The sequence below is a fragment of the Stenotrophomonas sp. TWI1149 genome (genome assembly GCF_039673155.1).
Taxonomy (GTDB): domain Bacteria; phylum Pseudomonadota; class Gammaproteobacteria; order Xanthomonadales; family Xanthomonadaceae; genus Stenotrophomonas; species Stenotrophomonas maltophilia_AA.
In genome coordinates this window covers 101,234-115,389 of the sequence record NZ_JBDJLB010000004.1, presented here as the reverse complement: position 1 = coordinate 115,389, position 14,156 = coordinate 101,234, and the positions used below count along the sequence as shown (strand labels likewise).

14 protein-coding genes are annotated in these 14,156 nt (G+C 67.3%); all 14 read right to left on the bottom strand.

The annotated features are described in order from the left end of the window. Nucleotide 1: 1 nt before the first annotated feature. On the bottom strand, nt 2-1,381 hold the full coding sequence (locus ABE424_RS06020; protein ID WP_179458998.1) for a FliI/YscN family ATPase: 1,380 nt from the start codon (nt 1,379-1,381) through the stop codon (nt 2-4). Beyond that, complete coding sequence (locus ABE424_RS06015) at nt 1,378-2,013, bottom strand: FliH/SctL family protein (RefSeq protein WP_176989032.1); 636 nt, start codon at nt 2,011-2,013, stop codon at nt 1,378-1,380. Before ABE424_RS06015 ends, ABE424_RS06020 begins: the two co-directional genes overlap by 4 nt. After that, a complete protein-coding gene (fliG, locus tag ABE424_RS06010; RefSeq protein ID WP_176989152.1) occupies nt 2,010-2,996 on the bottom strand; it encodes a flagellar motor switch protein FliG in 987 nt (328 codons plus the stop codon). The genes ABE424_RS06015 and fliG overlap by 4 nt, the downstream gene beginning before the upstream one ends. 13 nt (nt 2,997-3,009) lie before the next feature. Next, entirely contained in the window at nt 3,010-4,650 is a 1,641-nt protein-coding gene (gene fliF / locus ABE424_RS06005; protein WP_346479826.1) for a flagellar basal-body MS-ring/collar protein FliF, read from the bottom strand. A 12-nt stretch (nt 4,651-4,662) separates the two neighbouring features. Next, nucleotides 4,663-5,025: a flagellar hook-basal body complex protein FliE gene (fliE, locus tag ABE424_RS06000; protein ID WP_346492157.1), complete on the bottom strand. Its 363-nt coding sequence runs from the start codon at nt 5,023-5,025 to the stop codon at nt 4,663-4,665. Between the two features lie 271 nt (nt 5,026-5,296). Then, a complete protein-coding gene (locus ABE424_RS05995) occupies nt 5,297-6,793 on the bottom strand; it encodes a sigma-54 dependent transcriptional regulator (protein WP_346492158.1) in 1,497 nt (498 codons plus the stop codon). Next, on the bottom strand, nt 6,790-7,167 hold the full coding sequence (locus ABE424_RS05990) for a response regulator transcription factor (protein WP_346492159.1): 378 nt from the start codon (nt 7,165-7,167) through the stop codon (nt 6,790-6,792). Before ABE424_RS05990 ends, ABE424_RS05995 begins: the two co-directional genes overlap by 4 nt. 14 nt (nt 7,168-7,181) lie before the next feature. Beyond that, nucleotides 7,182-8,594, bottom strand: a complete 1,413-nt coding sequence (rpoN, locus tag ABE424_RS05985) for an RNA polymerase factor sigma-54 (RefSeq protein ID WP_346492160.1) — start codon at nt 8,592-8,594, stop codon at nt 7,182-7,184. Nucleotides 8,595-8,857: 263 nt separating this feature from the next. After that, entirely contained in the window at nt 8,858-9,490 is a 633-nt protein-coding gene (locus ABE424_RS05980) for a response regulator transcription factor (RefSeq protein WP_121036749.1), read from the bottom strand. 87 nt (nt 9,491-9,577) lie between these two features. Next, on the bottom strand, nt 9,578-10,159 hold the full coding sequence (locus ABE424_RS05975; protein ID WP_346492161.1) for a PilZ domain-containing protein: 582 nt from the start codon (nt 10,157-10,159) through the stop codon (nt 9,578-9,580). Next, the gene (locus ABE424_RS05970) at nt 10,156-10,452 is read right to left on the bottom strand and encodes a hypothetical protein (protein WP_176989026.1); all 297 of its coding nucleotides are present in this window, start codon (nt 10,450-10,452) and stop codon (nt 10,156-10,158) included. Before ABE424_RS05970 ends, ABE424_RS05975 begins: the two co-directional genes overlap by 4 nt. After that, nucleotides 10,449-10,865: a flagellar export chaperone FliS gene (gene fliS / locus ABE424_RS05965; protein ID WP_179458989.1), complete on the bottom strand. Its 417-nt coding sequence runs from the start codon at nt 10,863-10,865 to the stop codon at nt 10,449-10,451. The genes ABE424_RS05970 and fliS overlap by 4 nt, the downstream gene beginning before the upstream one ends. A gap of 128 nt (nt 10,866-10,993) precedes the next feature. Continuing rightward, on the bottom strand, nt 10,994-12,376 hold the full coding sequence (fliD, locus tag ABE424_RS05960; RefSeq protein ID WP_346492162.1) for a flagellar filament capping protein FliD: 1,383 nt from the start codon (nt 12,374-12,376) through the stop codon (nt 10,994-10,996). Between the two features lie 453 nt (nt 12,377-12,829). Beyond that, nucleotides 12,830-14,077, bottom strand: coding sequence for a flagellin (locus ABE424_RS05955; RefSeq protein WP_346492163.1), 1,248 nt, complete (start codon nt 14,075-14,077; stop codon nt 12,830-12,832). Between the last annotated feature and the right edge of the window lie 79 nt (nt 14,078-14,156).

Genomic DNA, 14,156 nt, shown 5'->3' with positions numbered 1-14,156 from the left:
CTTAAGTCTCTGGTTCCACCAGCCGCTTGAGGGCGGCTTGACTGTGCGGCAGGTCGGCGGCTTTGCCGACGTCCTGGCCGAGGAATTCAACAATGTCCGACCAGCGCTCCAGCGCCTCGTCGGTCGCCGGGTCGTTGCCGCGCTGGTAGGCGCCGATGGCGATCAGGTCGCGGTTGGACGAGTACGCCGAGACCAGCCGCTTGAGCTTGCGGATGCGCAGCCGCCACGGTTCGTCGGCGATTTCCGTGACCACGCGGCTGACCGAGGATTCCACGTCGATGGCCGGGTACAGGCCGCTGTCGGCGACGCGGCGCGAGAGCAGGATGTGGCCGTCGAGAATGGCGCGTGCGGCATCGGCGATCGGATCCTGCGGATCGTCGCCTTCGGTCAGCACGGTGTAGAAGGCGGTGATCGAGCCGCGGCCCTTCGCGCCATTGCCGGCGCGTTCGACCAGCGCAGGCAGCTTGGCGAACACCGACGGCGGATAGCCGCGGGTGGTGGGCGGCTCGCCGACCGACAGACCGATTTCACGCTGGGCCTGGGCGAAGCGGGTCAACGAGTCCATCAGCAGCAGGACGTTCAGGCCCTGGTCGCGGAACCACTCGGCGATCGCGGTGGCGCGGTAGGCGCCGTGCAGGCGGGCCAGCGGCGGGCGGTCGGCCGGGCTGGCCACCACTACCGCGCGGCGCAGGCCTTCTTCGCCGAGCGTGCTTTCCACGAAATCACGCACTTCGCGGCCACGTTCACCGATCAGGCCGACCACGATGACGTCGGCGGCGGTGTAGCGGGTCATCATGCCCAGCAGCGTGGATTTACCCACGCCGGAGCCGGCGAACAGGCCGACACGCTGGCCACGACCGATCGGCAGCAGCGCGTTGATCGCGCGCACGCCGACGTCCAGCGGCTGGGTGATCGGCTCGCGCGCCAGCGGATTGATCGATACGCCGGCCATGCCGACCGTGCCTTCGGCGCGGATCGGGCCCTTGCCATCCAGCGGCACGCCGTCGCTGTCGATCACGCGGCCCAGCAGGCCTTCGCCCACCTCCACGCCGCCGCGGCCGAGCGAAGGCACGACCCGCGCATTCGGCAGCAGGCCATGCAGTTCCGCGCTCGGCATCAGGTAGGTGCGTTCACCGGCGAAGCCGACCACTTCGGCATCGACCCAGCCCCCATCGGCCACTTCGACCTTGCAGCTGGCGCCCATCGGCGCCTCGCAGCCGACCGCTTCCAGCGTCAGGCCGACCGCGCGGCGCAGCACGCCTTCACGGATCAGGCCACGGCCATGGGCGGTGTCCGGACGGATGTTGTCCAGCCGCGAGGCCAGCCGCAGGTTGCGTGCGGCGGTCCAGTCGGCGGGCGGGGGCAGGGGCTCGGTATTCATGGGGTGGTTCCGGCTTTGCGGATGACCGCATCCAGGGCGCCGCGCAGGCGTGCATCCAGCGTGCCGTCGATGCGCACGGCTTCAGCGTGCACGCGCAGGTCGCCGCGGCTCAGGCTCAGATCCGGCGTCAGGCGCTGGTTCGGGGCCAGGTTGAGCACCGGGGCCAGCGCGGCGATGTCGTCGGGGTGCAGTCGGACTTCCACGTCGCGGCTTGCACCGCCCACGGCGTCCAACGCCTCGTTGACCAGCTGTGCGAGCAGCTCCGGTTCGGCTTCGTAGGCACGGCCGACCAGGTTGCCGGCCACGCGCACCGCCAGCTCGCCGAGCGCGGCGACCACTTCATTCTCCAGCCGCACCAGCGGCCGGCTGAAGTTGTCGAGGATGCCTTCGATCTGCGCGATCAGGCGGCGCACTTCGGCCTGGCCCTGGGCCAGCCCCTCGGCGTGGCCCTGGTCGAAGCCGTCTTTCTCGGCGTTGTCCTGGATCGCCTGGATTTCCTCCAGGGTCGGCAGCTGCAGCAACGGCTCCGGCTCGAACTCCAGATCCGGTTCGGTGAGTTCGAACTGTTCTTCCGGTGGCGGCTCGGGCACCGCCAGCAGGTCCGGGGCAAGCCAGCGCACGGCGTTGTTCACAGCATCGCCTCCGCGTTGCCACCAATGGTGACGGTGCCTTCATCGGCCATGCGCTTGACGATCGCCAGGATCTCGCGCTGCGCCACTTCCACGTCGGACAGGCGCACCGGGCCACGCGCTTCCATGTCTTCCAGCAGGATTTCAGCTGCACGCTGGGACATGTTGCGGGTGATCTTGTCGCGCACCTTGATGTCGGCACCGCGCAGGGCCAGGCCGAGGCGTTCGCCGCTGACTTCGCGCAGCACCAGCTGCAGTTCGCGATCGTCCAGGTCGACCAGATCGTCGAACACGAACATCAGGTCCTGGATGCGGCCGCTGAGCGGGGCGTCGATGCGCGCGATCTCGCCCAGGATCGCCTGGTCCTGGCCGCTGTCCATGAAGTTCAGGATGTTGGCCGCGCACTGCACGCCACCGATATTGGACGACTTCAGGTTCTGGTTGCCGGCGAACTGGCGCTCCATGATCTCGTTGAGTTCATTGAGCGCGTTCGGCGGGATGCCATCCAGGGTCGCGATGCGCAGCAGCACGTCTACCCGGGTGCGCTCGGGCAGCAGCTTGAGCGCATCGGCGGCCTGGTCGGTTTCCAGGTGGGCCATCACGATGGCGATGATCTGCGGGTGCTCGTTGCGGACCAGGTCGGCGACGGCGCGCGGATCCATCCACTTCAGCGCGTCCAGGCCGGTGGTGTTGCGGCCGAGCAGGATGCGGTCGATCAGGCTGCCGGCCTTTTCGGTGCCCAGGGCCTGCACCAGCATGTTGCGGATGTAGTCGTCCGAGCCGACGCCCAGCGAGGTCTTGGAGCCCAGCTCGCTGCCGAACTGGTCCATGACGCGCTCGACCTGCTCGCGGGTGATGTCGGTCATGGTGGCCATGGCGATGCCGATCTTCTGCACCTCCTTGGGTTCCATGTGGCGCAGCACTTCGGCCGCGTCCAGTTCGCCCAGCGAAAGCAGCAGCACGGCGGCGCGCTGCACGCCGGTCAGCGGGGGAGGTGCATCAATCATTGGCCACCCAGCCCTTGACCACCTGGGCCACGCGCTTGGAATCGGTCTTTACAGCTTCACGCGCCATGCGCAGTCGTTCCTCGTAAGAGTCCACCGGCAGCGCCAGGGGTTCATGTCCCGCCGCGTGCAGGCGTTCGCTGCCGATCGCAGGCAGGCCCTCGCCATCGTCGACCAGCTGCACATCGGCACTGTGGGGTTCAAGTTCGTCGTCTTTCGGCTTGGTCTGCCCGGTGATCGAGCGCAGCGCCGGGCGCAGCACGCCGAACACCAGGGCCAGCACCACGATCGCGCCCAGCAGCAGACGCAGTGCGTCCTGTACCTGTGGCAGCTCCCACCACTTCGGCCCTTCGACCGGGGTGACCTCACGCACGAACGGGGCATTCATCACCGAGACCGTATCGCCACGCTCGGCATCGAAACCAACCGCCTGCTTGACCAGCGCTTCGACGCGCGTCAGCTCCGCGGCCGAGAGCGCCTGGTCGGCCATCTTGCCGTTGGCGCCGGCGCGCGGCACGTTGTCCACCAGCACCGCCACGGAGACGCGCTTGATGCGGCCGGCCGGCTGGCGGGTGTGCTGCAGGGTGCGGTCCAGCTCGTAGTTGCGGGTGGCGTTCTTCGAGGTCTCGGTCGGTGCCTGGGCGGTGGCCGGGGCGGCCGCCGGACCGGGCGGGGTATTGCTGGCCGCACCGGGCACGCCCTGCGGGCCGGGCACGTTGCTGCTGTTCTCGCTCATCTGCTCGCTGCGCAGTTTCTGCGGCTCGCCGTTGTAGAGCTCACGGGCTTCTTCGATCACCGAGAAGTCCATGTCCACGCTGACTTCCGGATTGACGCGGCCGGGGCCGGTCATCGGTTCGAGCAGCTCGCGGATGCGCTGGTTGAAGGAGGTTTCCTGGCGGCGGACCTGCTCGAACTGCGCGGCATTCATGGCCGCATCGCTGTTCGGGTCGGAGACGCTGAGCATGCGACCGCTCTGGTCGACCACGGTCACGCGCTCGGGGGCAAGGTCCGGGATGCTGGCCGCGACCATGTGCACGATCGCATCGATCTGGCCGCGTTCGAGCTGCTGCCCACCGCGCAGTTCCAGCACCACCGAGGCGCTGGCCACGTCACGCTGGCGGGTGAAGGCGCTGGGCTTGGGGATGGCCAGGTGCACGCGCGAATCGCGGACCGGGCGCAGCGTGTTGATGGTGCGCGACAGCTCGGTTTCCAGCGAGTGCTGGTAGCGGGCGTTCTCCATGAACTGGCTGACGCCGAAGCCCGGGTCGCGCTCCATGAGTTCGAAGCCGAGGCGGCCGCTGTCGGTCAGCCCGGAGCCGGCCAGCTTGAGGCGGGCATCGTGCAGGTTCTTCTCCGGCACGGTGATGCCGCCGGTGGCGGGGTCCAGTTCGAAGGGGATCTGTGCCGCGCGCAGCAGGTCGGTGGCCTCGGCCGTGGCCTTCTGGTCCAGCCCGGTGTACAGCGGCACCATGCCCGGCTTCTGCGACCAGAAGAACACGAACAGCCCTGCCGCCACGGCCACGGCGATCATCGCCATCAGCCCGAGCCGACGGGTGATCTGCAGGCTTTGCAGCCGGTCGAACCACTGCCCAGCCTTTTCGGTGTTCAGCGATTCTTTGGAGAGCGACAGGGCCATGCGTTTCTATCCTTACAGCGGCATGTTCATCACGTCCTGGTAAGCCTGGACGAGACGGTTACGGACTTCCACGGTGGCGCGGAAGGCGATCTGGGACTGCTGCGAGGCGACCATCACTTTGGCCAGGTCCGCACCGGGTTCACCCAGTTCGAAGGACTTGGCCAGCGCGCCGGATTTCTGTTGCGCATCGTTGACGCCGGCGATGGCGCTACGCAGGGTTTCGGTGAAGCTCGGGCCCTGGATCTCCTGGGGGGCCACCAGGCCCTGGATGGCATTGCTGCGCGGCACCTCCGTCAGCGGACTGACGGCGGGCTGCCCCATCTGGGTCTGGAAGGTGCGGATCTGAGAAAGGATCGAGGTGACGGAGTGCGACATCTGGAACGTTCCGAAGCAGGGGTGGGTTACGGGTGAATACGTTGCAAGTGCCGTGCCGAAACCGATGAGCGATTCAGTTTTGTAAGGGGGGCGGGGGTTTGCGTATTCAGCCGTCCCTGTGCACAGGGCGGGCGCGGTGCGACGGCATGCGCCAGCGGCAGTGTGTTGCGCTGGCGTGCCGGAGAGTCGACGCCGGAAAACCGGCGGAGTGGGGGGTCAAAAAAAAAGCCCGGGGCGTGCCCGGGCTTCTGCTTTCCAGCTGCCAATCCGCTCAGCCGGCCAGTTCGGTCTGGTCGCGCTCGATGCCGTACTTGCGCAGTTTTTCCACCAGCGTGGTGCGGCGCAGGCCGAGCAGCTGGGCGGCGTGGGCGACGACGCCCTGGGTGCGTTCCAGTGCTTCGTTGATCAGGTTCAACTCGATGCTGGCCATGTGGTTGCGCAGGTCCATGCCGTCGTCCGGCAGGGCCGGCGCGCGGGCGGCCGGGCCACTGCCGTTGTCCGCTGCCGTGGTGCCCTGGGCGCCCGGGGTATGGAACGAGAAGCTGCGCAGGTCCAGGCGCTCGTCGGCGGCCGCCGCCGGTACGGCCGCCACGACCGGGGCCGGGACGGCGAAATCGCCGCGGTAGCGCGCCGGCAGATCCTGCACGCGCACGTTGCCGCTGGGGTGCAGCACGGCCAGGCGCTCGACCAGGTTGGTCAGCTCGCGCACATTGCCCGGCCACTCGTAGGTGGCCAGCGCCTGCAGCGCTTCGCCGGTGAAGCGCACTTCGCCGCGCCCGGTGCGGGCCAGCTGGCCGGCAATGGTGGTGACCAGCGCGGGCAGGTCTTCGCTGCGCTCGCGCAGGGCCGGCACGTCGATCGGGAACACGTTGAGCCGGTAGAACAGATCTTCGCGGAACTTGCCGTCGGCGATGCGCGATTCCAGATCGCGATGGGTGGCGGCGATCACGCGCACGTTGCAGCGGATGGTCTGGTTGCCGCCGACCCGCTCGAAGCTGCGCTCCTGGAGCACGCGCAGCAGCTTGACCTGCATCGGCAGGCTCATGTCGCCGATTTCGTCCAGCAGCAGGGTGCCGCCTTCGGCCATTTCGAAACGGCCCTTGCGGGCGCTCAGCGCGCCGGTGAAGGCGCCCTTTTCGTGGCCGAACAGTTCGCTTTCCAGCAGGTCGGCAGGGATCGCGCCGCAGTTGATCGCCACGAACGGACCGTCGCGGCGCGGCGAACGCTGGTGGATCGAGCGCGAGACCACTTCCTTGCCGGTGCCCGATTCGCCCAGCACCAGCACGGTGGTGTCGAACGCGGCGACCTGCTCGATCATGCGGCGCAGCTGGGTGACGGCCGCGCCCTCGCCGGTCGGACCCTGTTCCTGCACGGCGCCGGCCTGGTGCTCGGCATCCAGGCGCTTGAGGCTGGCACGGCGCAGCAGGCCTTCCATCTGCGCGTGGCGCAGCGGGGCTTCCAGCGGCCACACATTGGCTTCGTGCAGGCCGTACTGCCGGGCGAAAGCGGTGGTGTCACCATCGATCAGCATCACCGGCGGCGGCAGTGCGCCCTTGCCCAGCCAGGCGAACAGCGCGTCGCTGCGCTCGGAGCCGTCCAGGCCGCCGATGATCGCGGCCATCCAGTCGTTCGGGCGATGGCGGGTGATGTCGAAATCGTTGGCGTCGGCCACCCAGCGCGGGTTGAAGTCCATGAACTCCAGCAGGGCGACGGTGCGCTCGGCGCGGACCGCGTCGTTGTCCACGACCAGGATGCGTGATTCGCTCATGATCCGTCCCCCTTCAGGCCTTCCAGGATCGGCATCACTTCCTGGATGTAGGACAGCTTGCTGACGAAGTTGTCGGCCCCGGCGCGCAGGGCGTGCTCGCGGTGTTCGGCGTCATCGAAGTGGCTGGCGATGACGATATAGGGTGCGTCGTCCTGCGATTTGATCAGGCGGGTCGCCTGCAGGCCGCCCATCTCCGGCATGGCCAGGTCCATCAGCACCACCTTCGGGCGCAGCGACTCGGAGCGTTCGATCGCTTCCAGGCCATTGGCGGCGCTGCCGATCACATCGAGCCAGTCGACCTTGCGGAAGTGGCGCATGGCGGCGTTGATGAAACCTTCGTGGTCGTCGACCAGCAGGACGGTGAGCTTGTTCATGTCTTCCATTTCCTTCAGCCCACCCGGGCCAGGAGGTGCGGGGTGCTGGCATGGCTGCGGCGGCGTTCGCGCGCCGGGGCGATGTCCAGTTGTTCGCGGTATTTTGCAACGGTACGGCGGGCGATGTTCACCCCTTGGCGCGAGAGCAGGCCGGCGATGGCTTCATCGGCCAGCGGGCGCGCGGCCGGCTCGGACTCGATCAGGCGACGCACCATGGCCTTGACGGCCTGGCCGGAGACGCTGGCGCCTTCCAGGCGGACCGCGAAGAAATGCTTCAGTTCCAGCGTCCCGCGCGGCGTCTGCAGGTACTTGCCGGTGGTGATGCGCGAGACGGTGGACTCGTGCATGCCGATTTCGTCGGCCACTTCCTTCAGCGTGAGCGGCGCCATGGCTTCTTCGCCACGGGTCAGGAAGCCGGACTGGCGCTCGATGATCACCCGCGCGGTGCGCAGCAAAGTGTCATAGCGCATCGACAGGCCACGGGTCAGCCAGCGCGCTTCCTGCAGCATGTCGCGCAGCGGCTGGGCCGCTTCGGTGGTCTCGGCCAGGGCCTGTTCGTAGTGCGGGTTGATGCTGAGGCGGCGGCTGGTGGCCGGATTGAGCGCCACGCGCCACTGGCCATCGGCGTGCCAGGCCACCACGTCCGGGATGACCACGCCATTGCTGTCCGGCAGCAGGCTTTCGCCCGGGCGCGGCTGCAGCGACAGGATCAGGCGGACCGCTTCATGGATATCGGCGACTTCGGCATCCAGTTGCCGGGCCAGGGCCGGGTAATCGTGTGCGGCCAGTGCGGCCAGGCCGTGATCGAGCACGCGCTGGGCCAGATGGCGGGCGGGGACCCGGCCGGGCAGGGCGCGCAGCTGGACGCTCAGGCATTCATGCAGGTCCTGCGCGGCCAGGCCGACCGGGTCGCCGTGCAGGATCTGCTGGCGGACCGCTTCCACGCCCGCGGCATCGACATCGCAGCGGGCGCTGGCCAGCAGGGTCAGCTGGGCGAGCGGGGCATCCAGATAGCCGGCGTCATCGCAGTGCTCCAGCCAGAAACCGGCCACGGCCAGTTCGCGGGCATCCAGTTCGATGGCCAGGCGCTGCAGGGCGCGCAGCTGCGGGTCGGAGGATTCGCCCGCCGCCACGCGCTGCATGCGGTCATCGTCGCCATCCTGCCAGCCGGCGCCGGCGACGTCCCACATGGTGCTCTCGGGCAGTTCGTCGAAGGCGGCCACGTCCTGGCTGGTCGTGGCTTCGGCGGTCTCCGCCGCCACCGGCTCCGGCGCTTCCTCGAGCTCGAGCAGCGGGTTGCTGTCCAGTGCGCGGCGGATTTCCAGTTCCAGCTGCATCCCATCAAGCTGCAACAGGCGGATGGACTGCAGAAGCTGCGGCGTGAGGTGAAGCTGCTGACCCATCTGGGTCGACATGGAGGCTTTCAAGGTGGTTCCCCGTTCGCACCGACTCCCCGGCGCGTTATGGAACACATCTTGCTTCTGTTCCCGTACGCCGGGAATCAGGGGGTTCCTGAGCCGGGTCGTCAAATGCCTGACAGCGTGTAGGGAGAACCCCTACACCGGCGCGGTATTTTGACGGTGCGGGACGGCCGGGCCTTGCACTGTGGTCGCCAGCACCGCCGGCCTGGCTTCAATAATCCGTCACCGATCGGCCGGCTGCCCGCTGTGTGTCGGAGAACCGGCGCACTTCACTCCAGCTCGTGCTGGTGGCGGGCGGCGAGCAGCACCAGATCGTTGGCGCGGCGGCAGCCCAGCGATTCCATCATGCGGGCGCGGTGGGTCTCCACCGTCTTGACGCTGATGCCGAGGTCGGCGGCGATTTCCTTGTTGCTTTCGCCCTTGCCGATCTGGCGCAGGATCTCGCGCTGGCGCGGCGACAGGGCCGCCACGCCGACCGGTTTTTCCCTGCCCAGCATGGGCGCCAGCATCTTGGCCGAGATCTGCGGGCTCAGGAACACCTGGCCGGCATGGGCGGCACGCAGCGCCAGTTCCAGCTCCTGCGGGGCAGCATCCTTGACCACGAAGCCGACCGCACCCCGGTCAAGCGCATCGCGGACGTGCACGGCATCGTCGTGCATGGTCATCATCACCACGCGCGAGCCGGGCGTACGCAGCAGGATGTCGCTCAGGGCTTCCAGGCCGGTGCGGCCGGGCAGGGACAGGTCCATCAGCACCACGTCCGGCGAATGCTGCACGCTCAGTTGCAGCGCCTGTTCGGCGTTGCTGGCCTCGGCGATGACCTCGACGTCGGCAAAGCCCTGCAGCAGGCGGCTGAGGCCGGCACGGACCAGGGTGTGATCATCGACGATGAGAACGCGCACAGGCTGCTAGGGAAGCGGGGAGGTCGTCACCTTAACGGAGTGAAGGCCTACCGCCAAGCCGATTGGGTCACAGTCGGGAGCGTATGGTCAGCGCAGACGACGTGCTTCGGCGATCTGGCGGCGGTGCAGGCGGAACAGATGACGTTCCAGCGCCATCTCCAGCGCGTCGCTGAGCCCTTCGAACCGCAGCCAGAGATAGTGCGCGCCCGAGCCGTTGGCGGCTTCGGCGACAATGACCACCGGCAGGTCGATATGGTCGGGCAGCCAGTCGCAGGGCTGCAGGCGGATCACGCCCATGCTTCCCGGGGTGGCGCCGCTGCGCGTGCCCTGTTCCAGGCGGATGCCGCGGCGCGACCAGCGCAGCGGACGCAGGGGCAGGTCCTGGGTGGTCTGGCGCACCAGCCGGCCCAGCAGCACCATGACCAGATCCAGCTTGGCTTCCAGGCGCTGCACCTGCAGCGTCGCATCGCTGCGGTCGTCATGGCCGTCGTCGCCGCGCGCGTCTTCGACCAGGGCCACGCTGCGCAGCAGGGTCTCGGCGGTGCCGGCGCGGATCACCGCGCTGCCGATGCGGAACTCGGCCGGCAGCGCCAGTTCGCAGCTCAGCGTCTCATCGAACAGCTCGCTTTCGGCCGGGTGATGGATGGCGCTGGTGCGAAGGTCGGTCATGACAGGGATTCTGCGGTCAGGTACGCCTGCGCGGCGCGAAGGGACTGGTGGCCATTGTGGATGTGGCGGCTGGCATCTTCGCGCTGACGCATCATGAACAGCATGATGCGCTGCTGGCGCGCCTGCAGCGAGGACAGGCCCGGCACATCGAACAGGGCCGACGGGCCGGCCAGGTAGTCCTGTTGGGCGGCATCGAGGGCGTCCAGCTGCAGCCCGGCCTCGTCGAAATTCTCGTCGTGCAGCGCGGTTTCCAGTGCATCCAGCCGGGCGTTCAGCGCGCCGAGCGAACTCACGGAGCAGCCTGCGCAGTCTGGCGCTGCTGCTGCGGGATGGCATTCCACGCGGCGTCGATCTCGCCGAGCAGCTCGAGGGCTTCGGTCAACGCGGCCGGATCGTTGTGCAGGTTGGCTTCGGTAAGCCGGTGCATCACGTAGTCGTACAGCGAGGACAGATTGCCCGCGATCTCGCCGCCGGCCTCATGGTCCAGCGAGCCGTTGAGATGGCCGACGATCGCACAGACCTCGCCGATCGCCTTGCCTTTGCGTGCCTGGTCGCCACGTTCCAGGCAGGCCAGGGCGAGACGAAGGCGTTCGCAGGCACCGGCCAGCAGCAGCGCCACCAGCTTGTGCGGGTCGGCATCGGTAACCGAACTCTGCACGCCGACCTTGCGGTACTGCTCGGTGAATTGACGGTTGGAACCGTACATCAATCATGTCTCCTTCATGCGGGGCCGCGAGGTTCGCGACATCGTCGGCACCGGGTGGAGCCTGCGGGGTGTCCTGCCAGTGATATCGGCAGCGGGCCGGTTCAACTTGAGTCCGCTGCCGCGATCGATCAGCCGCTGAGCTGCGAGAGCTGCGAGGTGAGGCTGGACATGGTCTGGCTCATCTTGCTCATCAGCGCGTCGAGCGCGAGGAACTGCTTTTTGTAACGCTCGGACACGCCTTCCATGCGCACATCCAGCGCCTTGCGGCGCTTGTCGATGTCGGTCAGCGTGGTGTTGATGCTCTTGGTGCGCGAGACGAACGCGCCTTCCTTGCCTACGGTGGTGCTGACATAGCCGTCGACCATGGCGAACAGCTTGGCCGCTGCACCGTCATCGCCGGTGAAGGCTTCGCGTACCGCGCCACCCTGATTGACCAGGGCCGCGTCGAACTTGGCGGTATCCAGCACCAGGCTGCCATCGGCGTTGGGGTAGGCGCGGGTCTGCAGGCCGATCTTCTTGGGGTCCAGGCCGGCCGCCGAGAGATCCTTGAGGATGCCGCCCATCATGCTGCGCAGCTGGCTGGAGGCGCCGCGCATCTGCGCATCGCCGGTCAGCGCGGACGGTTCCTTGTTCTCGATGTCGTACTTGGTCGCGGTGTTGATCGCCGCGATGGCGCCGTTGTAGGCGGTGACGAAGTCCTGCATCACCTTGCGTGCGGCCGCCACGTCGGTGCTGATCGTGACGGTGCTTTCGCCTTCCTTCTTCAGGTTCAGGGTTAAGCCGGGCACCACGTCAGTGACGGTGTTTTCGCTGCTGGTGATTGCCACGCCGTCGATGGTCAGCTTGGCATCTGCGGCCGGTGTACGCTCTTTCAGACTGGCAGCGAGATCGGCCAGCTTGGTGTTGCCTGGTGCGGCAGTCAGCGTAATGGCGTTGGCGGCGCCCGACTTCTCCTGCGAGAGCGACAGAATCTGGTTATCGCCAGACGCGATGAGCGTGGCCTGCACGCCCGAGGCGCGGCCGGCCTTCTCGATCTTGGTGCGGATCGAGCTGAGCGTGTCATCCGCTTCGACGTTGATGTTCAGCGTCTTCTGCTTGTCGCCGACGCCAACGGTGAGCGTCAGGGTTCCGGCGCCAAAGGTGTCTGTTTTTGGTACTTCGGCGTTTGAGATCAGCTTGTGTGCGGTAGCCAGCTTTTCCACGTTGACAAGATGCGTGCCCGCCGCCGCAGAGTTGGTCCCGGAGACCGTCAAGATTTCGTCAGTGCCGACTTTGCTGGCGGTGAACGTGCGTGCGTCGAACGCCGTATTGGCCTTCAGTGCCTTCAGCGCCGTGTTCAGGGTGTCGAACGCGGATTTGACCGTGCCGATCGCCGAGAGCTGCATCTTGGCCTTGGACTGCTGCAGGTTCAGTGCGTTGTCCGCCGGCTTGCGGTCGGCGGCCACCAGGCTGCTGACCATGCCGGAAATATCCAGTCCTGAACCGATGCCGCCGTAACCGAAGTCCGCCACGTTGTATCTCCTGTTTGTTGCCACTGCAGTGAAGTCGCAGGGCGATGCCATCAACGAAAGTAGCGGCCGTAGCCGCCGGGTCTTTAGAACCACGTTGATGCAGGAGTTGTGCCAGCCAGGGCGGGGCGGGTTTGGCACGCCGGTTGCAGGAGCCCTGGGGCAGGGGCGGCGGTCCGCGCCCTTGATAGGGGGTCTGTAAAAAACCCTCCTCCAATGCAGAGGAGGGGCCAGGCTACTGAAAAGCGGGGGGAGACGAAGCCACCCGGGGTGTTCAGTCAAACAAACAGCGCTGATAACAGTTCTGCCGCAGGGGCGGGCCATGGCCACGATGATGTGGCGACCGGGAGAGAGTCCGGTTCCATGGCCATGGCCCGTTCCTGCGCGTGCTTTGCGATGCCTCCGGTTGCCCGCGCCGCCGGCCGAAGCCGGCGGCGGGGACGATGCAGGCGTGGATCAGCGCAGCAGGCTGAGCACGTTCTGCGGCACCTGGTTGGCCTGGGCCAGCATGGCCGTACCGGCCTGCTGCAGGATCTGGGTGCGGGTCAGTTCTGCGGTTTCCTTGGCGAAATCCGTGTCCTTGATGCGGCTGCGCGACGCGGACAGGTTTTCGGTCGAGGTCTGCAGGTTCGCAACCACCGAGGTGAAGCGGTTCTGGATCGCACCGAGGTCGGCGCGGGTGTTGTTGATCGATTCCAGCGCGTTGTCGACCAGCGACAGCGCCTTCTGTGCACCGGTCACGGTGGATACGTCCAGATCGGTCACGGTTTCGCTGGCAGAGGTCACTGCGCTGGTGGCGAAGGCCGCGGCGCCAGCGCCGGTTGCCCAGTCGCCGGTCGCATCGTCCCATGCCTTGGTGGTCAGTGCGATGGTGCCGGCAACGTCGGCGTCAACGCCGGTTGACAGGTCGCCGCCCGACTTCACCTGGGTGATGCTGATGCCCAGCCCATCTTCGCTCAGCGTCGCCAGGACGCCGGTTTCGCCCAGCTTGGCGTTGACTGCGGTCACCGCGGCACGGTTGAAATCGGCTGCGCTGGAACCCGCGGCCACGTCGACCTTGCCCACGTCCACGGTGCTCACGGTGCCATCGGCGCCCTTGATGCTGATCGTGCCACCGACCTGGGTGCGGACGGTGGGCGGCGCGTTGGCGCCGTCGAACTGGGCCAGGGTGGCGCTGCTGAAGCTCGAATTGCCCAGCTTGTCGACGGTAGCGTCGACGACCTTGTCGATGGCGATCGCCTGGCCGGCGTTTGCGCCGACCTGGAACAGCTGGCTGGAGAACGAACCGTCCAGCAGCTTGGTGCCGTTGAACTCGGACTGCTTGGCGACGCGGTCGATTTCGCTGACCAGCTGGGTCACTTCGGCCTGCAGGGCCTTGCGGTCGCTGGCCGAGTTGGTGGCGTTGGAGGCCTGCACGGCCAGTTCGCGGACGCGCTGCAGGTTGTTGCCGATTTCGCTCAGCGAGCCTTCGGCGACCTGGGCCAGCGAGATGCCGTCGTTGGCGTTGCGGATCGCCACGTCGGTACCGCGGATCTGGGTGCCGAAACGCTCGGAGATCGCCAGACCGGCGGCGTCGTCCTTGGCGCTGTTGATGCGCGAACCCGACGACAGGCGCTGGATGGTGGTGGCCAGGGAGCTGCCGCTGGTGCTCAGGTTACGCTGAGCATTCAACGACATCGTATTGGTGTTGATGACTTGTGCCATGGTGCAATTCCTTCGGCGGAGGTGAGGCGTGATTCAGAATCCGGGCGCAGTCAGCGACTACGCCCGGCTGTCACTCTGG